The organism is Streptomyces sp. NPDC051064, from assembly GCF_044455985.1.
Lineage (GTDB): Bacteria > Actinomycetota > Actinomycetes > Streptomycetales > Streptomycetaceae > Streptomyces.
The window spans coordinates 195,991-219,673 of record NZ_JBITFK010000006.1 but is presented as its reverse complement, the minus strand read 5'-3'; the positions used below and the strand labels follow the sequence as shown (position 1 = coordinate 219,673).

Below are 23,683 nucleotides of genomic sequence, written 5' to 3'. Positions count from 1 at the left end.
ATGCCACCCACCAAAGTCATCCGCAACAGCGGGACGAAGCTCGGCAAGGGCCCCAAGCTCACCGTCGACTTCATCGACTCAGGCCAGGGCAACGCCGTCCTCGTCACCTACCCGAACGGCAACTACATGCTCGTCGACTGTGGCTCACAGGCGACAAGCACCACCGGCTGGCCGTTCACGCACGTGCAGAACTACATCACGAGCGTGACAGGTGGCAACGCCATCTCCTGCGTGGTCCTCAGCCACGGCGACGACGACCACACCGCTTTCATCCCCCACATCGCGGAGGCGACCAGGCCGACCTACGTGCATTACGGCGGATCGATCAGCGAGTACAGCAAGGAGGTCCAGGACTGGATCGCGAAGCAGGAGGGGCAGAAGGGCCAGTTCGTCTACAAGTACAAGAAGGACACCTGCATCTCCCAGCCGGACGCCGACTTCGCGTCCGAGACCACGCCGGGCGAGGCCTGGACGATGGTGCTGTCCGCCAGTTTCGGCAAGTCTCCGAACAGCAAGAGCATCGTGCTGATGATCCGCTTCGGTGAGCACACGGTGATCCTCCCGGGCGACGCGGACACCACCACCGAGACGTTCATCCTCGGCAAGGTTCCGAAGAAGCTCCTCAACCGCTCCACCGTCCTCATGCCCGGCCATCACGGCGCCTTCGAGTCGACGGGAGCCGCGTGGGCCAAGAGGCTGGACCCCGACGTCGACGTGATCTCGGCGAGCGGAACGAACAAGGCCTACGCCCACCCCAGCTGTGCGACGATCAAACTGCTGGAGGAGTACTGCCTCGCGGGCGCCCTGAGTCACGACGTCATCTGTTCGGACGGCAAAGGCTCCGACTTCAAGAGATCGGCCACCGTCGAGTCGGTTCTGACCACCGCCACCAACGGAGACGTGCGCTTCGTCTCCGACGGCACGAACTGGAAGCTCATGGCCAGTTCTACATCGGCCGACGAGCTCGCGCAGGAGCAGCCCCACCCGCTGTTGCGCTCGATGGTCACCAACGCTCCCTGGACCCGGCGCCCGGCCGACCGGCAACTGGCGGTGCGGGTACAAGGCCCGGTCCCGGGCCTCGGGCCACTCGCCGAACCGGAGGTGCACGCCGCCATGCCCGGGGCCCCGAACGGCTCGCCCAGCACTCCGGGACCCTGATCACCTGGCGTCCGCAAACGGCTGGATGCCGACGAGACCAGGTCAGGCAGCCCGCGTCGGCCGGGTCGGGGTGGCAGGCCCCCGCACTCTCCTGAGTGCGCTCTCAGAACTGCCTCGCACAACATGCGGGTTTCGAGAGGACTTTCGCGAATGTGTGCCAGAGCCTGAGTTTGGGCGGCACTTGTTGATCTGAGAGCCGCAAGACATCGCCGATTTTTGGGTTCTGGCACAGATCTTGGGGAGCGGTCACAGAGGGTGACGATGCCGTTCGATTGAAAGGGTCGTCATGAGCCCGGCTGTCCGGCTCAAACGCTCACCTCGTAGCCTCCGCATATGACTGATGATCCGTTCCGGTGTCGCTGCGTCCTTTGCCATGACTACGGTGACCGGGACGAAGCGGATCGCCTTGGTCTGACGATCACCGAGAATGTGCAGCAGCACGGATGGCACGTCGTGATGGTTCCCGAGGACGAGGTCGGTCCTGGATTCGCCTACACGATCGGCCTCGTCCACACTCACGGTGTACCTGAACTCGCCATGTTCGGGCTCGATATCAACGCCATGCACCGCATGCTCAACAGGCTCGGAGCGAAGGCCGCCACGGGCGCTGTACTGGCTGATGGCCAGAGACATTCTGATGTTGCCGACGGTCGCCAGGTCGCGCTCAGGCAGGTGGATCTCCGCTGGTACCGGACCTTCTTCGGGCGAGCCATCGGGTTCTACCGGCGGCCTCCTTTCCGTGTGCTGCAAGTTGCGTGGCCTGAGAAGCCGTTGTCGTACCGATCTTGGTGAGCATGGGTTCGAATGCGGCAGCTCGGTCGGGCGATCTTCGGTCTGTCCGTGCATGAAGACAGAGCCTCTGGTGCAGCTCGGGGTTGTCGAGACCTTGAGCACACCAGGAGGCCCTACCGACGGCATCCCGGCACCTCCACCGCAGAGACGACACAACACCTCTTCTCTGCCGCCGAAACACCGACCCTATGTCTGACCAGCGCAAACGCACCCGTCACTCTCGGAAGGACAGCGGCTTCTAACCGGCCCGCACGGGAATCGTGTCAGAAGTCTGGTCTAGGTTTGGCCTGTGAACCACAGCAGCTCCAAGGCCGGGGCGCCCCGCGAGCCTGACTGGCCGCCGTATCAGGTAGTCCTAGCGGAGACTGATTGGGGCTCGCTCCAGACGGCTTTCGGGAACGGTGAGTGCCTTCCCAAAGTCCTGGCACGGTTGCTGGAGCCTGATCCCAAGGTGCAGGTCACCGCTTTGTCGGAACTGAGTGAGCTGGTCGGCCACCAGAACAGCATCTACGAAGCCACAGCCCCCGTCGCCATGTATGTCGCCGGCATCCTCACCCACCCGGCGGCCATGACCCTCGGGCCGTATCGCAACGTCCCCATCCGCGCGACATTGTTGAACTGGTTGGTTTCCACGGCCTGCGACGCCTCCGACGAGATTGTCGACCGCACCGAGCAGTACTTCCCTGGCTTCCTCACCCACGACACCACGCTGGCGGCCTTCCGGGACCTGCGCCCGATGCTTTATCGAGCCGTCGCGCCCTTCCTGCAGGACAGTCACGAGGACGTGCGCGAAGCCGCCGGCCTCGCCGCGCTCATCCTCGCAGAACACCCCGCGCTCGCCCAGCACCGCGATCACCTCGCCGTGCACGCGCGCCGCATCCTAGACACCAGCAGCGACGAGCCTAACCGGCGCGTTGCCTGGAAGGCCCTCGACGCATGGGGCCACGACGTCACCGACATTGAACCTTTCCAGGAGGAGCCCTGGGACTGCGGGCCACATAGCGATGGCCGCGGCGATCTCGAACCTCCCTTCTGACTGATAGGCGCACGGCCCGCAGGTTCGAACGGGGCCCGGATCGGGTGAGTTTACGGTTGGCAGAGCATGAAGGAAGGGCCTCCTGAACAGCTTGTGGTTGTCGAAGCCCGAGCGCCAGGAGGTGCTGTTGTCGCAGTTGTACGTGGTCGTTCCGGTGGAGTCCAGCCTGTTCACCCCGGGGTGTGACTGTCTTGCTCACAGGTTCGGGAACGCGGCCGACAAACCGGGCCGCCGACCTCGCTACCCGTCGGACATGACGGACGCGGAGTGGGCCGTGGTGCGGACGATGCTGCCGGTCCCGGCATGGATGGACGGCCGGGGAGGCAGGCCGGAGAGCTACTGCCACCGGCAGATGGTCGACGCGGTGCGGTATCTGATCGACAACGGGATCAAGTGGCGGGCGATGCCGGCGGACCTCCCGCCCTGGGACCGGGTCTACGCGTTCTTCCGACGCTGGCGCGCCAACGCTCTGATCAGGGAGTTCCACGACCGGCTGAGGGAACGTTTCCGCGAGGCGGAGGGCCGGGACGCGGAGCCGACCGCGGGGATCGTGGACTCGCAGTCGGTGAAAGGGGACGCCGTGGTCGGCGCGGCCTCCCGCGGCTTCGACGGCGGCAAGTTGGTCAACGGACGCAAGCGGCACCTGGTCGTGGACTGCCTCGGCCTCGTCCTGGCGGTGCTGGTCACCCCCGCGTCGGTGACGGACCGCAACGCCGCCTGCGGGATGCTGCCCGCGCTGCGGGAATGCTTCCGCCGGCTCCGGCTGATCTGGGCGGACGGCGCCTACACCGGCGACGTCCTCACCGAAGCCGCCCACCGGCTCGGCCTGCGCCTGGACATCGTCCGACGCAGTGACGACAGCCGCGGGTTCACCGTCCTGCCCCGCAGATGGGTCGTCGAGCGGACCTTCGCCTGGCTGATGCGCAGCCGACGGCTCGCCCGCGACTACGAACGGCGCTCCGACACCAGCGAGGCGTTCGTCCAGTGGTCGATGACCATGGTCATGAGCCGCCGCCTCGCCCGCCACGCCACCCGCCGCCAGCAGCAACGGCGGAAACTCGCTCCGGCAGCGTGAAAATACCCGGCCGGCTCTCCGCCAGCCAGCCCCGCTCGACCAGCCGCTTCAGCCTGCCCCGCGCACCCTCCACCCGGGCCGGAACCGAAACGTCCCAGCCCAGGCCCACCGCCACTTGCCGCGCCGACAATCCGTCACCGCCCGCCTTTTCGAACACGGCCATGATCCGTCGGTAGTCCGGGCCGAGAACGTCGACCTCGACCCCGTCCTTCCTGCGGGCCACCACCCGCCGAGCCCTGGCCGTCGACGGGGCCGCCGCGTCGTCCACCACCGGCTCACGAACAGGCTCAGGCTCGGACGGCCCTGAAGCCTCGGCGGGCTCGGCGGGCTCGGGACCTTCCAGTTGGGTCAGCGTCTCGAGATACTCCTCCAGGCCGATCACCCGGCGGTTCAGCACCTCTTCCGCGTCGGCGAGAGCCGCCCGCACCCGCTCGAATTCGGCACGCAGTTCCTCCACTCGCGCCAGCGCGGCCCTCTCACGGCTCTCCATCACAGCCCGCATCGACGGCATCCGCCACCTCACGTCATCCACGACGAATCAGACGGCCCCAGCCTGCCTCGACAACGCGCACATCACACCTGACCTGCGGAAACACACATCAGATCCGGAAAAGCAACGGCTTCTAACGCGGATGGCCGCCTTCACTGGGAAGAACAGGCTGAGGAGAGGCATCGGGACTCGCAGCCTCAGTTGTGGCTGCCACCGGCTGAGCACCCTGTCGGGGTCTGGACGACCGAACTATGACCCGTGCCGACCAGCGATGGAGCAACACCCGTCGCGAAAGCTACTGAAGCAAGATCATTTTGCGAAGCAGTTCGAATCCGGCTCGACCGTAGAGCTGCCGCTTGATCTTCTTGATGCGGTTCACGGCGCCCTCGATGCTGCCTGAACTCCAGTCCAGTGTGAGCCCGGCTGTCACAGCGTCGAGATCCCGGAGCAGGTGGAGCGCGAAGCCAGTGAGGCCGGGTAACTGGCTGGCATCGACTGCGTCGATCCAGGCAGGGAGCGTGGAGCCGAGGCGGCCGGTGAGTATCTCGCCGAAGTCGCGGACGTGTCCGGCGGCAGTGTCCAGTTCGGGGCAGCGGGCCAGGACCTCCTTCAGGCCGGCCCGTCCTCGCTCAGCGCATTGGGGTGCCGGGTGAGCCGGCCGGTCACCTGCCGCACCGTCGGCGGCCCGGGCGGCGCCTCGGACGGAGCCCCGCGCAACGTGGCGATGTGCGCGCGGACCATGCCGTAAGTGACAGGAGCGTGCTCGGCAACCAGCTCGTTGTGCAGTCGGGTGACGCTGGTGCATCCCTCGGCGAAGCGCCGCTCCAGGTAGGGCTTGTAGGGGTCCAGCCTGCTGGGCCGGGGCCGGTTCTCGCGGAGGGTGTCCTGCCAGCGTGCGGCGTTCGCGTATCGGAGCACGGTGTTGAGACCCCAGCCCAGGTGCCGGGCGATCGCCCGGCGTGAGTGACCCTGGGCAAGCATCTCGTGGACCAGGGCGTGCACTGCCTTCTTCCGCTCGGCCCGCCGGCCAACGGGCTGCGAGTCGTCCTGCGGCCGGCCGGGAGCCAGTCGAGCGGCCTCTGGACACATGCCGCTGGGCGTCGGGGTGCGCAGGCAGTCGCGGTGGGCGGCGACGCAGGTCTCCACGGCCCGGCCGAGACCCTGCCACAAGATGGAACCGGTCAGCGACCTGCAGAGCGTCAGGGGCACCGCGGCGGGCGCCCTGGGCATAGGCGCCCGCCCGGTCCCGGCAGATGATCTCCACGCCGGGGTGGCGGATTAGCCAGGCGGCCAGTGGCCCGGCTTCACGGGTCGGCAGCACGTCGACCACGCGGTGGTCTTCGACGCTGGTCAAGACGGTGGAGTAGGTCTGGCCGCGGCGGATCGCGAAGTCGTCCACGCCCAGCACCCGCGGCGTTCTGAACTGCGGATCGGGTAGTGCCATGACCCTGCGTAACAAGGTCATCCTTCCCGCGCCGAAGCCCAACCGGGCGGCCAGCCTGGCACCGGCCCGCCCGGCCAGAGCGAGCCCCACTCGCTCCAAGGCGTGGTTGAGCCGCGTGGTGAACCGTGCGTGCGGAGCGGCCAGCCAGGGAAACTGCTCGGCGAACGTCCGGCGCGGGCAGTCCAACGATCCGCAGATGAAACGCCGGACCGTCAGCCGGATCACAAAGCCTTGCTCAGCGAGCGGAAGATCCTTCAACCTGCGCTGGTAACGGTCGTGGACCGGTCCGAGAAGCATCCGCAGTCCGGACATGCAGAGCCGGCCGCGCGGCCTCTCGCCACCACCTCGACCGTGCCGAACGCGGCCGAAACCGCCTCGACCTCCACATCGTCGATCCCGTCGAACACCAGCGAGTCCCAGAACGGCGTATCGGTCTGCATGACCAGCACCATCACCGTCCACAGCCGACAGACACCTGAGGGAGCGTCACTTACGGCTGTCGCGGGACAAGGCGTACGTGGTCTCACGCGAACAGTCCCCTCGCAATCGAGTAACGCTCCGCGATCGCTCCCCAAGATCTGTGCCAGAACCGATTTTTGACGTCATTCAGGGTCAGTCGTTGGCGGCGCCGTAGCGCAGTACTCCGTCTTGCGGAAGGAGGTAGCCGATGCCCCGTGACTCCGGCATCCGGCCGTTCAAGGTGGCGGCGTCGGTGCAGCCGGAGGTCTCGAAGCCGATGTAGCCCGCGTGGAAGTCAGCGGTGCGGAATGCCTCGGTTCCCACGGCAGCGAGCCAGTCGTCAAGAACCTGGGACCTGAAGAATTGTTGGCCGCTCTTGTGGTAGGCGATGCCGGTGCGGTCGAGGGCGCCGAGAGGAATATAGAAGTCCAACCAGTCGATGGTGCCGGCTCCGTCTTCCAGAATCGCCACGCAACCACAGACCACGAGCTGGCCCGTCGGCAAGCGCACCTGCCCTTGCAGGTGCCCGAACCTCGTCAGAGACTCCACCGTGCACTCAACGGGCTCTTGATCCTGGGGCTCATGGGACCGGTCACCGAAACACCCCTGAACGCCCGCTGCGGACCACACCGCGGTCAGGACGCGCTGCAGCCGGGCATCGCACCGCGGCCCCACCTCGATCGCCAGCTCGTAGGAGCCGCCTGCCCAGTTGTCGGCCGCGCGGAACGCGTATGGAGTACTCATGGCGCGATCATGACTGATCAGCGGCTGGACCGACATCCCATTACCTCGCCCGGAGCACCACGGGGACTGTAAAACATTCGGCTCTGTTCCGTAGTCGGTGGTGACGTTCTGTTGTCACGACAGAAGGGTGCGGTGGCGGAGGAGGTCGAATCCTGCTCGGCCGTGCATCTGGCGCGTGATCCTCTTGGTGCGGGTGTTGACGCCTTCGGTGCGGCCGTTGTGGAAGCGCAGGGTCAGGCCGGCGGTGACGGCTGCGCGGTCGAGTTCCAGGCCGTTGCAGAAGCTGTGCAGGTGGGGCAGGCCGACCGCATGGGCGGTGGTGATCCACTCGGTGAGCCGGGTGGCGTTGTCCTTCGCCGGGGTCAGCGGCTGGGCGAACTCGGCGACGGGTCTGGAGAGTTCGGCCATTTCGGGGCATGCGGTGGTGAGGGTCGACAGGAGCGCGGTGTCCTTGGTCCACAGGTGTTCGGGGTGAGTGAGCAGGAGCCGGGTTGCGTGGCGTGGGGTGGTCACCAGCCGGTTACCCTCGGCTCGTCCCTGGGTGAGGTAACGGACCAGAAGGTTGTGGCTGCCGGTACAGCCCTGGGTTTTGATCTCGCGGAACAGGTGCGTGACGGTCACCGCGGGCTCGGCCGCGCGCCGGGTGCGCAGGTGCTCGCGGTAGAGGTCGACCAGGGTGGGCCGGTAGCGGGGGCGATGCGTTCGGCCGGCGGCTCGGGGATGCGGGAGTAGCGCTTGACCGTGTTCAGGGCCAGGTTCAGGCGGCGGGAGCATTCCAGGAGTCCGACACCCCGGCCGAGGAGGTTGTGGACCTTGTGCCAGCGCTCGCGGGTGGTCTGCTCGTGGACCCCGCCGGGGCGGGTTGGGTTCACGGTGGCCCAGCAGGGGCGTGGGCGCGTACTTCGGCCAGGACCTTGCCGCACAGATTCCGCCACAGGTGCCATCGGTCGCTGCCCTGCACCGCGTCGGGCAGGGCCCGGCGGATCGCCTCGGCGTAGGTGGCCGACCCGTCCCGGCACACGATCTCGACGCCGGGATGCGTGCGCAGCCAGGCTTCCAGGCCGGCGGCCTCACGGTCGGGCAGCACGTCGATGCGCGCGCCTGTTTCGGCGTCGACGATGATCGTGGCATACCGGTGTCGGCGGCGCAGGGCGAAGTCGAGCGACGCGAGCCCCGAAAACACTGTTTCCACAAGGGAGTTGACGTCACGCATGTCATGTCGACGAGACTCGTCACATGCCGTCACCACCGACTACGGAACAGAGCCCGTTTTACAGTCCCTCGGCGTGATGGGGGAGATCCGTGCTAGCGCTCTTGGCAGGCGGCTGTCTGCGTTCCTGATCGTCTGCCGGGGCAGGTGGGGCAGTTCGCTGGTTCGCCCGCGCTGGTGCCGTGGACCTTCCCACGATCTGGGCGTGGCACCCGGCGGGCTGAGCAGTTGAGCTGCGGCGTCGTCGAAGGCCGAAGCCGCCTTGGTCCGGCCGGTCAGGCCGAAGGCCTCTTGATCAGCCGCTCGCTCAGCTCCCACAGACGCTGGGCGGACCGGGGGTCGATGGAGTGTGGTACGACGTCGGCCGGGACCTCGGTGGCGGGATCGGTGAGATCGATGGGCTTCGGGTCCTCGTCCAGCGGTGAGATGTCGCTGTTGTTGAGGTAGACGCCACCGATGTCGGCGAGCAAGGGGCTGGTGGCCGCGAACACGATGGTCGCGGCGCCCTGCTCCGGCGTCTTCTTTCCACGGTCCGGGTCGATGATCGGCTTACCGGATTCGTCGATGAGGCCCATGGCCCGCTGTGCCTCCTCGCCCACCGACCTGTTGAAGGCAGTGGCGGGCACGATGCCCGGGTGCGGGGCGTAGGCACGGATTCCGTCGGCGGCCCAGCGTTGGTCCAACTCGACCGTGAACAGCACATTGGCGGTCTTCGACTGGGGATAGGCGAGGCTGGGGTCGTACCGGCCGGTGGTGAAATGCGGGTCGTCCCACAGAATGTCGGACATTCGCTGGGCGCCCGACGTGGTGTTGACGACCCGGGCGCCGCCGGCTGCACGCAGTGCGGGGTACAGGCCCAGCGTCAGCTGAAAGTGGCCGAGGTGGTTGGCCGCGAACTGCGCCTCATAGCCGCGCGCGTCGCGCACGATCCCGCCCGAGCCCGGGAAGCCCGCGTTGTTGATCAGGATGTGGAGCGGCCGACCGGAGTCGACGTAGCGGGCGGCGAAGGCGTCGATCGAAGCCGGTTGGAGCAAGTCCAGCTGCCGGACCTCGATGTCCGCGATTCCGGCGACTGCCTTCTCGGCACGGTCGGTGTTGCGGGAGCCGACGGTGACCGTGGCGCCGGCCTTGGCCAGCGCGCGTGTGGCCACCAGTCCGAGCCCGGAGTGGCCGCCGGTGATGATCACGTTCTTGCCGGTGAGGTCGATGCCCTCCAGGACGTCGTCGACCGTCGACGCGGGAGTGAAGCCGGATCCGATGGGCCGCTGATCGTGCGTGGTGCTTGGTGTCATACCTTCAGCCTGCGCCGCGGCGCGTGAATTCTGAATGCTTGTCGATCCGCATTTCTTTCGCGACAGTACGGAGATGGACAAAGATCAGCTCTCCGAGGTGTTCGACCTCATCGAGGTCCGCGGTGTGCTCTCCGGCGGGTTCGCGGCACGCGGCCCGTGGGTCTCGCGCGGGGCGCTCGCGACCCCGTTGAAGTTCTTCGCAATGGTCAGTGGTTGTGCGCGGCTGACCACGGACGGCATCGACTCGTCGGTCGAGCTCGAGCCGGGCGACGTCGCCGTGCTGAACAACCGGTCGTGGCTGGAGCTCGAAGGTGGCACCGGCGCCGCGCCGCGCCGCGAGATCCTGCCCGAGGAGAACGACCCCTCGACCGATCTCCTCGGTGTCGACTTCGGCACCGACGACGTCGTGGTCGGTGGCCGAGTCGAGCTCAACCCGACCGGTCAGGCACTGCTGCAGCAGGCGCTCCCACCGGTCGGGCACGTCCGGGGATCAGCCGCAACCGCGAACAACCTGCGCGGCACCATCCATCGACTGTTCGACGAGGTGAGCACACGCCGGATCGGCGCGGAGTTCGCGATCCGCCAGCACGTACAGCTCTTGGTGCTGGAGATGGTGCGCGCCTATGCCTGCCAGGCCGAACTGCCCCCGGGCTGGCTGCGAGTGCTGACCGACGAGCGGCTGCGCCCGGCGATCGGGCTCATGCACGCCGACCCCGGAAAGCCCTGGGGCTTGGACGAGCTGGCCCGCGCCGCGGCGATGTCACGCACCTCATTTGCCGAACGCTTCCGGACCGTGGCGGGCGTCCCACCCTTGGCCTACCTCGGTCGCTGGCGGATGCTGCTCGCGCAGCAGGCGCTGCGCGACGGCGACGTCCGGGTCGGAACCCTCGCCTCGAAGCTGGGATACACGTCCGAGAGCGCGTTCAGCACCGCGTTCAAACGTCAGGTCGGACTGTCGCCCCTTCGATATCGGCAGCGCCTACGCACGCAAGAGCTCGGGGGTCCGCGATGCACCGGATCGTAGGAGGACCCACGGCACCGGCGCGGGCAAACCAGCGAACTGCCCCGCCCGCCCCGTCAGGCGATCAAGAACACAGAAGCCGCCTGCCAAGAGCGCGAGCACGGATCTCCCCCATCCCGTATCGCGTCGGTCAGGGCGGGCGCGAGGGCGGCCAGGAGTGCGACAGCCTCGGTGACATACCGGTAGGCGGTCGTGATCCCGACACCGAACCCGGCCGCGAGCTGGGCATACGTGGGTCCCACCCTCAGGTGGGCGAGCGTGAGCAGGGCCTGCCGGCCAGCGCTCAGACGCCGCCAGTGGGAGCCGATCGCACGACGGTGCTGCCGCAGACGGGTGGACAGGAAGCGTAGGGCAGAACTTAGGGCAGAACTGGACACGTCGACGCCCGACGGGTAGACAAGCATGCGAAGCCTCTGGTGGAGACGGTTCTCTTGGTCGAAAACCCGTCTACCAGGGGCTTCACCACATTGCCAGCCCAACCACCCTGTCGTTGCCGCAGGTTGGGAAAAGCTCATGTGCTTCCCAGCCCTCCCGGTCAACACCCGGTCGCTCCCGGTAAAGGTCTATAGACCCGTGAATGCTTCAGATCCGCACGTTAACGCCTTCGCCAAGATCTTCGGCGATCCGCCGGCCGACTACGCCGTACCTGTCGACTGGGCGGCAGTCGAGTCCTGGTTGGGGACGAGCCTGCCCGCCGACTACAAGGCCATCGCCGCCGCGTACGGCCCACTCGACATTGGCGCCTGGCTCTGGTTTCACATGCCATGCGTCAACCGCGGTTGGTTCGACTATGGGGCCTGGGTCCAGCAGACTCGGCGTGACGCCCCCGGCGTCCTTCCCTTCGGAGCCACCCGTACCGCCGATACCCTCTACTGGGACACCACAGCATCCGACGACCCCGACCGGTGGCCGGTCGTCATGCACTGTCAGGACGACGAGAACGCCGGCCGCGACCCCTGGCGGCGCTTCGCGACCCCGCTCGTGCCGACGCTGGCCTGTCTCGTGGCCGACGGCATGCGCCCCGTGGCCACCCGAAGTGGCATGCAAACCGACCTGGAGCACACCCTGTGGACACCGCCGCCTCGGCGACCGGAGCCAACCACTCAGCAGCGGGCGGCGCTCACCACAGGCAGCGGGCTGGAGACTTTGATCGCACTCATCCCGCCGCCGGAGACACCCGCGCTCGGTAAGCACAACTGGGACTGGCTGTACGAACGGCTGGGTACACGCCTGCCCGGCGAGTACATACAACTGATGGAACGGTACGGGGCCGGCTCCTGGTGCGGCTGGCTGCGCTTCAACATCCCTTTCGGCGAGGACCAATACGCGCTCGCACCGTGGGCCGAGTGGTACGCGGAGACCTACCAGGGGCAGCGAGCCGAGTTCCCTGAGTATCATCCCCTGGCTGTCTATCCCGAGCCCGGGGGATTCCTACCCTTCGCCGACTCCATCGACGGCGACCAACTGTGCTGGCTGACCGAAGGTGCCACGCCGGACGACTGGCCATTGATCGTTGTACCGCGCCATGCCGACCAAGGCCCACCGCTCAACCCCGACCTCACCAAAACCCTGCTGGAATGACTGCGCGGCCGGTTCGCGACCGAGGGCCTGCCCCCGCTCGGACGCCGCGACGAGGACCCCCTCGACTACATCGAATTCGAGCCCTACGACGCAGAACCAGCCGCTGACGACCAATGATTCAGCGCCGCATTGGTCGAGTTGCGGGAGCTGAGGTGTTCCATCATCCGCATCACCACCCTGGTTCAGGCCGTCCTTACTTGCATCTGCCCCGGCCAGACCGAGGATGAAAAACGCTGACTGCCCGGCAGACTGGCTCTCCGCACAGAAGCGATCAAGGGGGAAGCATGGAGTTGGAGCCCACCGAATTGTCCGAGGCGATCAAAGCGGTGCGTGGGGGACTAGCGGCCGCGCAGCAGGACGGGGACGGGTCACCGGTCCGGTTCACGGTCAAGGAGGTCGTACTGGATCTGGGCATCGAGCTGCGGCACACCGCGTCGGCCGGCGGAGGGGTCAAGGCGTTCGTGGTCTCGCTTCGCCGACGTACCGGCGGATGAAATGCCCCGTGAACAGCGGCAGGAACTTGCCGCCCACTACAACGGCGGCCCCTACTGGCAGGATGAGAGCGCCCAGGCCTACGGCCGCGGCTTCGACAAGAACCTGGACGAAGCAAGGAGTGCTCTGAAGTGACCGGCGCGCTGCGAGGGCCGTGGGGTGTGCTCCTTATTCTCGCGAACGTGCTCAACGCCTACATCGCCTACGGTGCACTGATGATTCAGCCGCAAGAAGCCTGGGACGACAGCACCCTGACGGGAATCGGGTTCGCGTCCGGGCTGCTGATCGTGCTCGGCGTTCTCACAGGGCTGCTCACTCTGTTCCCTGTGTTGCGGCGATCCCTCAGCCGTTGGTGGCTGGTACCGCCGCTGATTTTTCTCGTAGCAGGCTTGGCGCGTCTGCAATACATCGAGTACGCCTACCCGGCAGCCCCCGGCGGCTGAGGACACAACAGCCCCATGCGCCGCGGACCGAGGATCGGTCCCCGGAAGCCAAGGAGGCATCTGCGTCAGGGCCGGCTGGAGACGAGGCGAGTCAGGCACCTCCACTTAACCTCCGGCTTTCCGCGCCTCGTACACGAGACCAGCGCATCGTCTGGCAATCCCGTAGCCTGCCCCCATGCTGACCGAGAACAGCCCTGACAATGTGGCTGCGCCATCTTGAAGTGGCCGGTCAACAGGGGTGGCGTGACCCCGTTTCGGGGTGCTCGTGCTGGTCGTGGGCGGCAGTCTGGGGTGTGGATCGTCCGGCGGGGTGGTTTTGCCGATGAGTTCACCGTCCTCGAACGGTCTACCCAGCGACACGACCGTTCTCGGCAGGAGTGCCATGTCCACCATCCAGCCAGTGATCATCACTGCCGACCAGGACATCCTGGCCGGCTTCTACACGAAATTGTTCGGCGCCGAGGAGATCTTCCGGATCCCGGCGGAAGGCCCGGCCTTCTACCTCGGCTTGCGCATCGGCGACACCGACCTCGGGCTGGTGGCCAAGACGAACCCGGGGACCGGGGCGGCACCGCGGATCCTGCTCAGCATCGGTGTCGACGACGTCGACGAGACGCTCGGCCGGGTGACAGCGCTGGGCGGCTCGGTCCGCAGCGGCCCCAGGAACATGCCGTGGGGACAGCGCGTCGCCCACATCCAGGACCCCGACGGCAACCCGGTGAACCTCACCCAGCCGATCCCAGCTCAGTGACGCTGCTCCGGGGCGCTTGTGCTGGTCGCAGGTCGCCTGTGGTAGAGATCAATTTCCTGTAGTGGCCTCGATGTTCGTCAGTACGAGCAGCGCGCGAAGCAGGTGGGTGGCGCAGGCGGGGTCAGTGCGGAGCTTGGTAAGGATCCGCCAGTTCTTCAGGTTGGCGAACCCGCGCTCGACAGGCGCGCGTGCGGCGGCCAGAACCCGGTTCGCCGCCTTCTGCCCGGGGGTGAGCTTGCGGTAGCGGGTGGCCTTGAAACCGGTCACGATGACCAGGTCATCGGGGTCGTCGGCCTTGTCCACGCCGAGGAAGCCCAGGTCGGCGAGCGCGCCGAGGCCGGCCGCCTTGAGATGTTCGACGAGGTCGTGCCGGGCGGCGGTGGCGTCGTGGGTGCGGCCGGGCCGCGCGGCGGAGATCCAGATCAGGCGGCCCCTCTCGTCGGCCAGGGCGAGGGAGTGCAGGCCGTGACGGTGGTGCTTGCCGGAATAGTGTTTTCGGTGGTCGCGGCCAGTGCGGCGCTGGGTGGCGATGAGGGTGCCGTCGACCAGGACGACTTCCCCGCCCCGCTTCGCGATCTTCCTCAGTGCCCGGTCCAGGCGCGGAGCGCGGGCGGCGAGCAGGTGGATCATCTCGTCGCGCCGGCGGCGGACGGTGGACTCGCCGAAGTTGTTGCCGTCGGCCATGTCGGCCCGGCGCTGATCGTGGCGGAGCACGGCCAGGACGATCACCGCGATCTTCCCCGGCGGCAGCGACCGCCAGCGCGAACCAGTCATTGCTCTTCGCGGCGACCTGGCGCTGGGCAATCACGGTCTGGCAGGCGTGGAGCGCGGCGGCGAGCAGGTGGACGGCTGCGCCGTCGGTGCGGGATCCGCGCACCGTCTTGCCGTCCACGGCCAGGCCGACCAGCGTGCCATCGGCCTCGTCGACCGGGTCGGCGGCATACCGGGCGAGCCAAGTGCCCACAGCGTCGTCGAGCGCGTCGCCGTCCAGACGGGCGAGGAGTCGTCCCCGTGTGGAGGCGTTGGGTGTGCTGGAGGTCAGTCCGAGTTGTTCGCGCAGGTCGGAGTCGGTATCGGCGGCGAAGCGGGCGATGGCAGCCAGGGACGTGGCTCCGCCGAGGATGGCGACCAGGCACAGCGCGAGCAGGGAGCCCAGGCGGTAGCGGCGGCCCCGGATACGGCGGGGATCGGGTAGTTGGCCCAACACGTCCGCCAGGCAGGCGAGCTGTGACAGTTCCGGTTTTGGGAAGGCGGGATCAGTGCCTGCGCAGTGGCGCTGCAGGACACGGGCCAGGGGGACGGCACGCGAACGCGACCTCTGTTCGTGATCAAAGGCTGGCCAATGGCTCTGCGCATCGGACGTGGCCGTCTTCGCAGGCCACGTGCTATCGGCCTTGTGGGTCGATGCGGTGACCAACAAGGAAGGCGGCGGTGCCGCTTGCTGTGGCGTCGAAAGGTCAGGCGTGGAGCAGGTCGGTCGAGACCGTCCAGAGGCGCTTGGCGGTGGCGGGATCGAGCGCCCATTCCTTGACACCGTGCGGGTGCTGCGCGAGGTCGGCGTCGTTCGTCACGGTGTAGGCCTCTTGTGAATCGTCGAGGTAGTGGCCTCCGGAGTGCGCGAACTCCGAGGCGACGGCCGCGACGATGCTGGTGGCAGCCCCCTGCTCGACCGTTTTGTATGTGAAGACTCCGGCGGCTTCGGCCGCGTCGAGCGACTCCTTCTGTTGCGTTGTGAAGTTCCGCTGCAGTCCCGTCGCGACACCGCCGGGGTTCACCGCATTGGCAGTGATGCCGTCGGACGCCCAGAGGCGACTTGCCTCGACGGCGAATAGAGAGTTCGCCGTCTTCGACTGGGCGTAGGCAATCTGCGGATCGTAGCTGCGACGCTCGAAGTGGAGGTCGTCGAAGTCGATGCCGGCACGCATGTGCGCCGTCGAACTGACCGAGACGATCCGTGCTCCGTCGCGGTCGGCCGCTCCCCGGGCCAGGGCGCCATGAAGACCGGTGGCCAGGGCGAAGTGGCCAAGATGGTTCGTCGCGAATTGCAGCTCCCAGCCCTGACGTGTGCGTTCGAGGCCGCCAGTGACCACGCCCGCGTTGTTGATCAGCAGGTGCAGCGGGCCGCCCCACGCGTCAACGAATCGCGTGACGGTGGTCCTGTCGGCAAGGTCGAGCCGGACGACGCGGGGCCGTATACCTCTGGTCGACTTCTCAATCGTCTCAGCGACGGCGTCCCCCGCCGTCGTGTTCCGGACAGCGAGCGTCACCTCCGCCCCAGCAGCGGTCAACGCGCGAGCAGTCTCGATCCCGATACCGGAAGAAGCGCCCGTCACGATCGCGTGGACGCCGGTGAGATCGACGCCCCGCAATACCTCGTCCGCAGTGCTGGAGGCGGTGAAGGGCGTGGAGATGGGTTTGCGGGTAGTCATGGGGGCGACTATACGCACTAGTCTCAACTTGTATAGTATGACTCTTGCTCGTATGCTCGGTCCTATGAACAGTCCCGATGCCGGCCACCCGCCGTCGACAGTCGCCGACACCGGCCGTCGGACCATGGTTCTGGACTCCGCCATGGTCACGTTCGCGCGATTCGGTTACCGGAAGACCTCGATGGAGGAGGTGGCGCGGGCGGCGGACATCTCCCGGCCCGGGCTGTACTTCCTCTTCTCCTCGAAGGAGAGCCTGTTCCGCGCCGCCGTCACCCAGGCATTGGAGCGCGACATCACAGCGGTCGAACACGTCCTGGCCGACACCGGCCGCCCCCTTGCGGAGCGCCTCCTCGATGCGTTCGACCAGTGGGCGGGCCGCTATATCGGCCCGTTGACGCGCGATGTGGCGGTGGTCATCGAGGACAACCCTGGCCTCCTGGGGGAGATCGTCGAGACCACGCCGCGACGTTTCGAGCAACTGATCACAGACGCGATCGCGGTCGAGGCAGGACAAGCGGCGGCCCGCCAAGTCGCCCAGACGATGATCAGTGCATCGACCGGCCTAAAGCACCAGGCCGCATCACGGGAGTTCTACCTCGAACGACTGGAGGTCGCTATCGATCTCCTGGCGCGCTGAAGACGCTTACCGAAGCCGCGGGAGAGACCCCGGCCGAACAGCCAGGTCCGCACGGCCGGCCAGAAATGGCACCGATACCCCGCCACTCGACGATCCTCCGGCACCCGGAACGTAGGCCAACCCGCCAGGCGTCGCCCCCTGTTCGGCCCACTTCAAAACGTCGACCCAACAGGGGTGATGGCGCAGGCGATCAGCCAGTCTCGTCGGCTGAGAACGCATCAGCCCTGGGGGCTGGCCGCCGTCCGCGCCCCGGTCGAGCGCCGCTTCGCGCACCTGGAGAACTGGCGCGTGCTGGCCAAGTCCGCACCGACCCGCGCCTCACCGGTCGGGGCTCTGCTCGTCCTCACCGACCAGGAAGTGGACCGCTGACCGATGATCTCCACGACGGCCTCCCGCCCCGATCGGCACGAGCACGCCCCGAGAGCCGTTCACACCAGACCCGTGACCTGCAACTTCACGATGCACATCGATCAGTGAGGGTGGGGGCGGTACGGCCCGATGTCGCGGCTCGATGACATCCGTCGGTCGGTGGTGCGTGCTAGTGATGGGATATTCATAACTGCGCCGCCGGGTGCCTGCCCAGGCTTCAAACTGCGTGAGACATGCAATGTTTGATGTGTGCAGATACGTGCATGGTTCATCAAGTCGCGCAAGCCGGGTGCCTGTTGATCTATTTCATCCCTTCAAATTGGTTGACATTCAGGGGTGGAATGTCGGACGTTCAGCCGTGACCCACCGATGCGCAACAGGGCCGGAGAGATGGCACGCAGATGACTTTCAGAGACAGGAACCCGAAGCCGGGGTGCGGGAGGCGCCCGGCGGCGCTTGCCGCGGTGACGACCCTGCCGGCGGCTCCGTCGGCAGGGCTGGGCGGGACCGAGACCGCGCAAGCGGCCACGGTGGACGCGGGCTCCTGGTATGAGCTGATCAACCAGGGCAGCGGCAAGGCGCTGGACATATCCGGCGCAAGTACTGCTGAGGGAACCGCCGTTCAGCAGTGGACCCGCAACGGCGGTGCCCATCAGCGGTTCCAGTTCGTCGACTCGGGCGACGGCTACTACCGACTGAAGGCCCAGCACTCGGGCAAGGTGCTCGATGTCCACGGCTGGTCCGGCGCCGACCACGCGGACATCGTGCAGTGGGGCGACACCAACGGCTCGAACCAGCAGTTCCGGCTGGAGGACTCGGCGGACGGTTACGTCCGTCTGATCAACCGCAACAGCGGCAAGGCCGTCGAGGTCCGGAACGCTGCCGCCACGGACGGTGCCAAGGTTGTGCAGTTCACCGACTGGGGCGGCGCCAACCAGCAGTGGCAACTGGTCCCCGTGAAGAGCGTCTCGGAGCAGGTGCACACCGCAGGGCGGGTCAAGGACCTGGGGAAGACGTTGCAGTTCAGCTGGCCCGGGGTGTACTTCGAGGGCCGCTTCCGCGGGACCGGCCTCGGGGTGGTACTCGACTGCGCGGCCGCCGACTACGACGTCCAGGTCGACGGGGCCACCGTCGCCACCCTGGTCACACCCGGCGACACCACGCACTGGATCAACGGCCTGCGCGACGGCGAGCACACGGTCCGGGTCGTCAAACGCAACGACACCCCGGGGGACACCAGCACGTTCGGAGGCTTCGTCGCCGCGCCCGGGGGCGCCGTACTGAGCAAGCCGGCGCCCCGGGCCCGCCAGATCGAGTTCATCGGGGACTCCCTCACGGTGGGCTACGGCAATGTGTCGGGCACCAGCGACTGCAATCCGGAGCAGGTCAAGCGGAACACCAACAGCGACGTGAGCCACGGCGCCCTCACCGCCCAGCAGCTGGACGCCGATTACCAGATCAACGGCTTCTCCGGCCTCGGTATGGTGCGCAACGTCGCCGGCATCTGCCCGGACGTCACGTACCGGACCTACTACGACCGCGCCCTGCTGAACGTGGACGGCGACGTCTGGCAGAACCCGGGGACGTGGCGCCCCCAGATCGTGGTGGTCAACCTCGGCGCCAACGACTTCTCCGACCTCACCCCCGGTGAACCGTGGACGCCCGACAGCCTCGCGGCCGCCTACCGCACCGCCTACGGCGAGTTCCTCCGGAAACTGCGGACGCGTTACGGTGCCGGCACCACCCTCGTGGCCGTCGGCTTCGACGGAAACGCCGAGCATGTGCGGCAGGTGGTCGAGGCGCGCAACGACGCCGGCGACAGCGGGGTCCACTACTGGTTCCTCGATCAGTCGGGCCTGGACTTCCTCGGATGTGACCGGCACACCTCGGCTCACGACGACCGGGTGATCGCCGACCGGCTTGCCCCGTTCCTCAGCAGCCTGCCGACGAGATGGTGAGGGACATGACCACCCGTGAACCGGGCCAGGGCCTGCTGCCCCCGCCGTCGCCTCCGGCACCCCCTGCGTGTCCGGCCGCTGGGCGACTCGATCACCTGGCTCACAGGCCAGGTGAATCTTCGTGGCCCAGCCGCCGCGGGACCTGCCCAAGCCGTGATCGTCAGGTTCGCTCTGGTGGCCGCCCGGCGGTTCCTTCTGTGCTTGGCCGTCCCGCCGGGCACCGGCCGCGTGCTGATGTGCCCGGCAGATCGTGGAGTCGACGTTCACCTCCCAGGTGATCAGCCCGACTGCGTCCGCCCGCGCTTGCAGTCTGGTCAGTACCGACCAGACCCCATCGCGTTGCCAGCGGCGGAAGAGCCCGTAGACCGTCTGCCACGGACCGTACTCCGCCGGCAGATCCCGCCACGGGGCTCCGTTCCGAACCCGCCAGCGGATCCCATCGATTAGCTTCCGCCGGCTCACCGACGGCCTGCCCAACACCGCGACCGGCAGCGACGGGCACAACACTGGCCACTGATCATCAGAAAGAGTGCTTCCCGCACCCGCGGGGATGGTCCCGTGATCGTCCTGCACACCACGGAGGGCAGCTCGTGCTCCCCGCATCCGCGAGGATGACCCCTCCCAGCCGCGTGCGTCGATGGGTCGTCTCATGTCTCCCCGCACCCGCGGGGATGGCTCCACCGCCAAGCTCCCCACGCTGGGGCTGTCGCGCAACCTCTTGGGTTCCCACGTCAACAACCCGCCCCCAGCCGTTCCCTTCAAGCCGACCCGTCCACGGCGGCAGCACCAACGCCCACCCCGCCACCGGGCCGCTGGCGGATCAGTACGTCGCCCGGCCTCCGCTGGCGTCGTAGACCGCGCCCGTGGAGAAACTGACCTGCTCCGAGCAGAGCCACCCGATCAGTTCGGCGATCTCTTCCGCCCGGCCGAAGCGGCCCATAGGTGTCAGGGACTGGGAGCGGGCGAGCACCGCCGGGTCGGTGTGCGCGTTCATCGGTGTGCTGACGGCCGCGGGCGCGACGGCTTGACCAGTACGCCGGTCGTGGCCAATTCCTTGCCGAGGGACTTCGTGAGCGCGACGACAGCCGCCTTCGACGCGGAGTAGGCGCTCTGCGTGGGGTTGCCGTCCTTGGCCGCGATGCTGGCCAGGGTGACGATTGTTCCACTCCCGGGGTTCCCGAGGAATGGATGGTCTCGTCAGACACCGTCGCCGGCCTCGCTCGCGCCTGCGGCATCGACCCGGCCGGCCTGCGTCGCACGCTCCGGCGCTTCAATGCTGACGCCCGTACCGGCGTCGACACCGAGTTCGGGCGCGGTGCCAGCGAGCAGGACCGGCACCTGGGCGACCCGGTCAACACCCCCAACCCGTGCCTGGCACCAGTGGAGAAAGCCCCCTTCTACGCTGTGCCCGTCCACGCCGGCGTGCTCGGCACCGCGGGCGGCCTGCGCACCGACCTCGACGGGCGTGTCCTGAACGGCCACGGGGAGCCGATCGACGGGCTGTACGCGGCCGGGAACTGCTCGGCGACCGTCTTCCACGACGCCTATCCAGGCGGCGGCGCCACCCTGGGCTCGGCAGTCACTCGTGGCTTCGCCGTCGGCGGACACCTCGCCGCCACTGCGTCCACGTGAGGTCCGGGGTGACCGCGACGGCGGTTACTCGGCCGGGTGGCACCGGACGCTTCCCCGTGCGCACGCGACCGAGAGGCGCCTGGCGCCGACGACCCCGGGCAGTTGCCCGCCGTTGTCGAGCACTGGGTGAGGTCGTGATGCTTCATGGGGTATGCGAGCCGGGTTTGGATCTAGCCGGCCGGAAGGAGTGTTTTTTCTCATTCGGTGAAAGTTGCGCGGAATGGCTATCTCAAGTGACAAACTCGCAGTTCAGCAAGAGTGCTTCCCGCACCCGCGGGGATGGTACCGACTCGGTATCGACCACTGAGCCCGTTTCATCGTGCTTCCCGCGTCCGTTCGCGGGGGTGGTCCTCAGCTCATGGGCGTCCAGGGCTTCTCAGCCCAAGCCGGTCTGCGGGTTGCAGATCTGGCAGGCCTCGATGTCGGGTTCGATCAGCGCGATCAGCGATTCCTCATGCGCCGGAAGGAGCGCGGCCCCGTCTCATCCTTGAGTTCTAGTGATCGCCGCAACACCCCAGCTCAGGGGATGCGATGGAATTCAAGGTCCGGGACCGCTCGGTCAACCGCGGGATCCGTGCTCTGACGGAAGAGCGCCGGGTCTACCTTCAGCTGGTGGATCAAGGTGTGGGGTACGCAGAGGCAGCCCGGATCGTGGGCATCAACGTGCGGACGGGCAAGCGGTGGCGCAACGGGCGTACCGCGTCCGGCGGCACCGTCGCGGCACTGCCGATCGACCCGTCAGGGGCGTCACCGAAACCTTCGGGGACGCCCCTGGACGGGCCGTCCAGGTATCTGGGCGAGGCAGACCGGATTCACATAGCCGACCGGTTGAGGGAGAAGGCCACGGTCCGCGCGATCGCGGCCGAGCTCGGTCGCAGCCCTTCCACCGTCAGCCGGGAGATCCGCCGCAACCGGACCGTCCTGCCCGGCGGCAGATGGTACTACCGTCCGCACGCCACCCAGCGCCGAGCCGATCAGCGCAACCTCGCCCCAAGCCCGGCAAGATCGGCCAGAACCCCGAGCTGCGGGACTTCGTCCAGCACCATCTGACGATGCGGTGGAGCCCCGGGCAGATCTGCCACGCTCTGGGTCATGATCAGCGACCGGCCTGCCGAAGCCGCCGACCGCGCCGTGCCCGGGCACTGGGAAGGCGACCTGATCATCGGCAAGGACGGCAAGTCGGCGATCGGCACGCTGGTGGAACGCTCCACCCGCTACGTGATGCTGCTTCACCTGCCCCTCGGCCACACCGCGGCCGCCACCAGGAACGCCCTCGTCGAGATCCGTGCAGACGCTCCCGCCGCACTTGCGGCGATCCCTCATCTGGGACCAGGGCTCAGAGATGGCGGCCCACCGCGCGTTCACCGTTGCCACCGACGTCCCGGTCTACTTCTGCAACCCAGCCAGTCCCTGGCAGCGCGGCTCGAACGAGAACACCAACGGCCTGCTGCGGCAGTCCTTCCCCAAGGGAACCGACCTGTCCGTCCACGCGCGCGAGGACCTGGACGACTCCCAGAGCGTCAGGGCGGCCGTGGCCGCAAACGGCACCTGGTGGTCGACACCCGCGGGCTGCCCCTGCTCGTCATGGTCACCCCTGCCTCGGTCACCGACCGCGATGCCGCCAAGGAACTCCTCTTCCGCCTCCGCCTGATGCACCCCGAGATCACCATCGTCTGGGCCGACTCCGCCTACGCCGGAAAGATCGTGACCTGGGCAAAGAAGTACCTCAGCCTCACGATCAAAACCGTGAGCCGTCCCAAGGACACCTCCGGGTTCATCGTGCTACCCGCCGCTGGGTCGTCGAACGAACATGGGCCTGGATGATGCACGCCCGCCGGCACGCACGCGACTACGAACGCCTCGTCCAGCACTCCGAAACGCTCATCACCTGGGCCGCCATCACCCTCATGACCCGCCGAATCACACGCACCCCGGCCCGCGCCAAGCGCGGCTGCCCTGCCAGAACCCATCCCGACAACCGCGAAGCCCGGACCGGTAGGGCTCGAGCGATTGCTGATGCGGTCCCACCCGGCTCCGACGTTCAGAGGCATTCAGTCAGCAGCTCTCGCGGCTGGCAGGTGCCGTGACCAAACCCCGATGGTGCTCAGGCCTACTTACTGATGGTTTCAAAATGAGGTCCGGAGGCGGCGAAGGCACATGAGGCACTTCCGGTTGAGGCAAGGACCCGTCCGGCCTGCCCACGTAGCTCTGTCTCGCGGCCTGACCACGCCGGTCGGCGCCGCACCGACTCGCCCGTCCGGTCTAGGCACCGTGCATAGTGTGCTCATGGATCGATTCGTGAGTCAGGCCCGCCTCGAATGGTGGGCCAATCACTCGACATGCCTTGAGATGTACGACGTCGACATCACCGTCACTGTCGACGCGGCCGGCAAGTGGCGGGCAACCGGTCGGCACGCCAACGCTCTCGACACGACCCAGCGCGAGGGCTGGGACTTCCTCATGGAGATGGATCCCCACTTCTCCATTGCGCTTCCCGGCGAGGATCGCGGCGGGATCACGGTGCGAGTCGTCGAGGCAGAAGATGGAACCCTCACGCTCATGGAGGCACCGGACTGGAGCGGCTCCGTGAACGTCACCTTCGACCTCACCTGAGCTCAGCCCCCAAGGGCAGGAACCCGACTTGGCACCCCCTACACCGACTCCGGCTGT

Annotated in this window: 22 protein-coding genes and 7 pseudogenes; 17 read left to right on the top strand and 12 right to left on the bottom strand. The window is 67.5% G+C overall.

Annotation, left to right across the window (positions count from 1 at the left end; genetic code table 11):
- From ACIBCU_RS22465 to ACIBCU_RS22450, 4 genes are all read left to right on the top strand, one after another.
- The gene (locus tag ACIBCU_RS22465) at positions 1-1,158 is read left to right on the top strand and encodes a ComEC/Rec2 family competence protein (protein ID WP_399233380.1); all 1,158 of its coding nucleotides are present in this window, start codon (positions 1-3) and stop codon (positions 1,156-1,158) included.
- A gap of 333 nt (positions 1,159-1,491) precedes the next feature.
- Positions 1,492-1,950: a DUF4262 domain-containing protein gene (locus tag ACIBCU_RS22460; RefSeq protein WP_399233378.1), complete on the top strand. Its 459-nt coding sequence runs from the start codon at positions 1,492-1,494 to the stop codon at positions 1,948-1,950.
- A gap of 289 nt (positions 1,951-2,239) precedes the next feature.
- Positions 2,240-2,986 (top strand): hypothetical protein, encoded by a 747-nt coding sequence (locus ACIBCU_RS22455; protein ID WP_399233376.1) that lies wholly within the window; start codon positions 2,240-2,242, stop codon positions 2,984-2,986.
- Positions 2,987-3,239: 253 nt separating this feature from the next.
- Entirely contained in the window at positions 3,240-4,061 is an 822-nt protein-coding gene (locus tag ACIBCU_RS22450; RefSeq protein WP_399233374.1) for an IS5 family transposase, read from the top strand.
- Here the strand turns inward: ACIBCU_RS22450 and ACIBCU_RS22445 are convergent.
- The 6 genes and pseudogenes from ACIBCU_RS22445 to ACIBCU_RS22420 form a co-directional block, all read right to left on the bottom strand.
- The gene (locus tag ACIBCU_RS22445; protein ID WP_399233372.1) at positions 3,988-4,572 is read right to left on the bottom strand and encodes a hypothetical protein; all 585 of its coding nucleotides are present in this window, start codon (positions 4,570-4,572) and stop codon (positions 3,988-3,990) included. The genes ACIBCU_RS22450 and ACIBCU_RS22445 overlap by 74 nt on opposite strands.
- 274 nt (positions 4,573-4,846) lie before the next feature.
- Positions 4,847-6,292 (bottom strand): ISL3 family transposase, encoded by a 1,446-nt coding sequence (locus ACIBCU_RS22440; RefSeq protein WP_399233370.1) that lies wholly within the window; start codon positions 6,290-6,292, stop codon positions 4,847-4,849.
- Positions 6,250-6,435 carry a hypothetical protein gene (locus ACIBCU_RS22435; protein WP_399233367.1) on the bottom strand — a complete coding sequence of 62 codons (186 nt, stop codon included), beginning with the start codon at positions 6,433-6,435 and terminating at the stop codon, positions 6,250-6,252. Before ACIBCU_RS22435 ends, ACIBCU_RS22440 begins: the two co-directional genes overlap by 43 nt.
- A gap of 172 nt (positions 6,436-6,607) precedes the next feature.
- On the bottom strand, positions 6,608-7,234 hold the full coding sequence (locus ACIBCU_RS22430; protein ID WP_362930182.1) for a hypothetical protein: 627 nt from the start codon (positions 7,232-7,234) through the stop codon (positions 6,608-6,610).
- Between the two features lie 78 nt (positions 7,235-7,312).
- Positions 7,313-8,357: pseudogene (locus ACIBCU_RS22425) on the bottom strand (ISL3 family transposase); the annotation flags it as partial.
- 326 nt (positions 8,358-8,683) lie between these two features.
- Positions 8,684-9,700 (bottom strand): SDR family NAD(P)-dependent oxidoreductase, encoded by a 1,017-nt coding sequence (locus ACIBCU_RS22420; RefSeq protein ID WP_399233365.1) that lies wholly within the window; start codon positions 9,698-9,700, stop codon positions 8,684-8,686.
- Between the two features lie 34 nt (positions 9,701-9,734).
- On the opposite strand from ACIBCU_RS22420, the gene ACIBCU_RS22415 reads away from it, so the two are divergent.
- Entirely contained in the window at positions 9,735-10,724 is a 990-nt protein-coding gene (locus tag ACIBCU_RS22415) for a cupin domain-containing protein (protein WP_399233363.1), read from the top strand.
- 113 nt (positions 10,725-10,837) lie between these two features.
- On the opposite strand, the pseudogene ACIBCU_RS22410 reads toward ACIBCU_RS22415, so the two are convergent.
- Positions 10,838-11,125: pseudogene (locus ACIBCU_RS22410) on the bottom strand (transposase family protein); the annotation flags it as partial.
- Between the two features lie 169 nt (positions 11,126-11,294).
- On the opposite strand from ACIBCU_RS22410, the gene ACIBCU_RS22405 reads away from it, so the two are divergent.
- From ACIBCU_RS22405 to ACIBCU_RS22385, 5 genes are all read left to right on the top strand, one after another.
- Complete coding sequence (locus ACIBCU_RS22405; protein WP_399233361.1) at positions 11,295-12,302, top strand: SMI1/KNR4 family protein; 1,008 nt, start codon at positions 11,295-11,297, stop codon at positions 12,300-12,302.
- Between the two features lie 284 nt (positions 12,303-12,586).
- Complete coding sequence (locus ACIBCU_RS22400; RefSeq protein WP_399233359.1) at positions 12,587-12,796, top strand: trypco2 family protein; 210 nt, start codon at positions 12,587-12,589, stop codon at positions 12,794-12,796.
- 1 nt (position 12,797) lies between these two features.
- A complete protein-coding gene (locus ACIBCU_RS22395) occupies positions 12,798-12,929 on the top strand; it encodes a hypothetical protein (RefSeq protein ID WP_399233358.1) in 132 nt (43 codons plus the stop codon).
- Positions 12,926-13,237 carry a hypothetical protein gene (locus tag ACIBCU_RS22390; protein WP_362930192.1) on the top strand — a complete coding sequence of 104 codons (312 nt, stop codon included), beginning with the start codon at positions 12,926-12,928 and terminating at the stop codon, positions 13,235-13,237. Before ACIBCU_RS22395 ends, ACIBCU_RS22390 begins: the two co-directional genes overlap by 4 nt.
- A 382-nt stretch (positions 13,238-13,619) precedes the next feature.
- Positions 13,620-13,988, top strand: coding sequence for a VOC family protein (locus ACIBCU_RS22385; RefSeq protein ID WP_362930194.1), 369 nt, complete (start codon positions 13,620-13,622; stop codon positions 13,986-13,988).
- Between the two features lie 48 nt (positions 13,989-14,036).
- On the opposite strand, the gene ACIBCU_RS22380 is transcribed toward ACIBCU_RS22385, so the two are convergent.
- The 3 genes and pseudogenes from ACIBCU_RS22380 to ACIBCU_RS22370 all read right to left on the bottom strand — a co-directional run bounded on the left by ACIBCU_RS22380 (position 14,037) and on the right by ACIBCU_RS22370 (position 16,417).
- Positions 14,037-14,762, bottom strand: a complete 726-nt coding sequence (locus tag ACIBCU_RS22380) for a transposase family protein (protein ID WP_399233355.1) — start codon at positions 14,760-14,762, stop codon at positions 14,037-14,039.
- Between the two features lie 187 nt (positions 14,763-14,949).
- Positions 14,950-15,195 (bottom strand): annotated as a pseudogene (locus tag ACIBCU_RS22375) (transposase family protein); the annotation flags it as partial.
- 250 nt (positions 15,196-15,445) lie between these two features.
- A complete protein-coding gene (locus tag ACIBCU_RS22370; RefSeq protein ID WP_399233353.1) occupies positions 15,446-16,417 on the bottom strand; it encodes an SDR family NAD(P)-dependent oxidoreductase in 972 nt (323 codons plus the stop codon).
- Positions 16,418-16,481: 64 nt separating this feature from the next.
- Between ACIBCU_RS22370 and ACIBCU_RS22365 the strand changes: the two genes are divergently transcribed.
- From ACIBCU_RS22365 to ACIBCU_RS22355, 3 genes are all read left to right on the top strand, one after another.
- Complete coding sequence (locus ACIBCU_RS22365; protein ID WP_362930200.1) at positions 16,482-17,054, top strand: TetR/AcrR family transcriptional regulator; 573 nt, start codon at positions 16,482-16,484, stop codon at positions 17,052-17,054.
- 177 nt (positions 17,055-17,231) lie between these two features.
- The gene (locus tag ACIBCU_RS22360; protein ID WP_399233351.1) at positions 17,232-17,423 is read left to right on the top strand and encodes a hypothetical protein; all 192 of its coding nucleotides are present in this window, start codon (positions 17,232-17,234) and stop codon (positions 17,421-17,423) included.
- 401 nt (positions 17,424-17,824) lie between these two features.
- Positions 17,825-19,381, top strand: a complete 1,557-nt coding sequence (locus tag ACIBCU_RS22355; RefSeq protein ID WP_399233348.1) for an RICIN domain-containing protein — start codon at positions 17,825-17,827, stop codon at positions 19,379-19,381.
- Positions 19,382-19,492: 111 nt separating this feature from the next.
- On the opposite strand, the pseudogene ACIBCU_RS22350 reads toward ACIBCU_RS22355, so the two are convergent.
- Positions 19,493-19,984 (bottom strand): annotated as a pseudogene (locus tag ACIBCU_RS22350) (IS5 family transposase); the annotation flags it as partial.
- Between the two features lie 217 nt (positions 19,985-20,201).
- Positions 20,202-20,545 (bottom strand): annotated as a pseudogene (locus ACIBCU_RS22345) (SDR family oxidoreductase); the annotation flags it as partial.
- 24 nt (positions 20,546-20,569) lie between these two features.
- On the opposite strand from ACIBCU_RS22345, the gene ACIBCU_RS22340 reads away from it, so the two are divergent.
- The 4 genes and pseudogenes from ACIBCU_RS22340 to ACIBCU_RS22325 all read left to right on the top strand — a co-directional run bounded on the left by ACIBCU_RS22340 (position 20,570) and on the right by ACIBCU_RS22325 (position 23,626).
- The gene (locus ACIBCU_RS22340; protein WP_399233345.1) at positions 20,570-21,013 is read left to right on the top strand and encodes an FAD-binding protein; all 444 of its coding nucleotides are present in this window, start codon (positions 20,570-20,572) and stop codon (positions 21,011-21,013) included.
- 531 nt (positions 21,014-21,544) lie between these two features.
- Positions 21,545-22,580 (top strand): annotated as a pseudogene (locus tag ACIBCU_RS22335) (IS30 family transposase); the annotation flags it as partial.
- Positions 22,544-22,944, top strand: a pseudogene (locus ACIBCU_RS22330) (transposase); the annotation flags it as partial. The pseudogenes ACIBCU_RS22335 and ACIBCU_RS22330, both read left to right, overlap by 37 nt.
- A 355-nt stretch (positions 22,945-23,299) precedes the next feature.
- Positions 23,300-23,626, top strand: a complete 327-nt coding sequence (locus ACIBCU_RS22325) for a hypothetical protein (protein WP_399233343.1) — start codon at positions 23,300-23,302, stop codon at positions 23,624-23,626.
- The last annotated feature ends 57 nt before the right edge of the window (positions 23,627-23,683 follow it).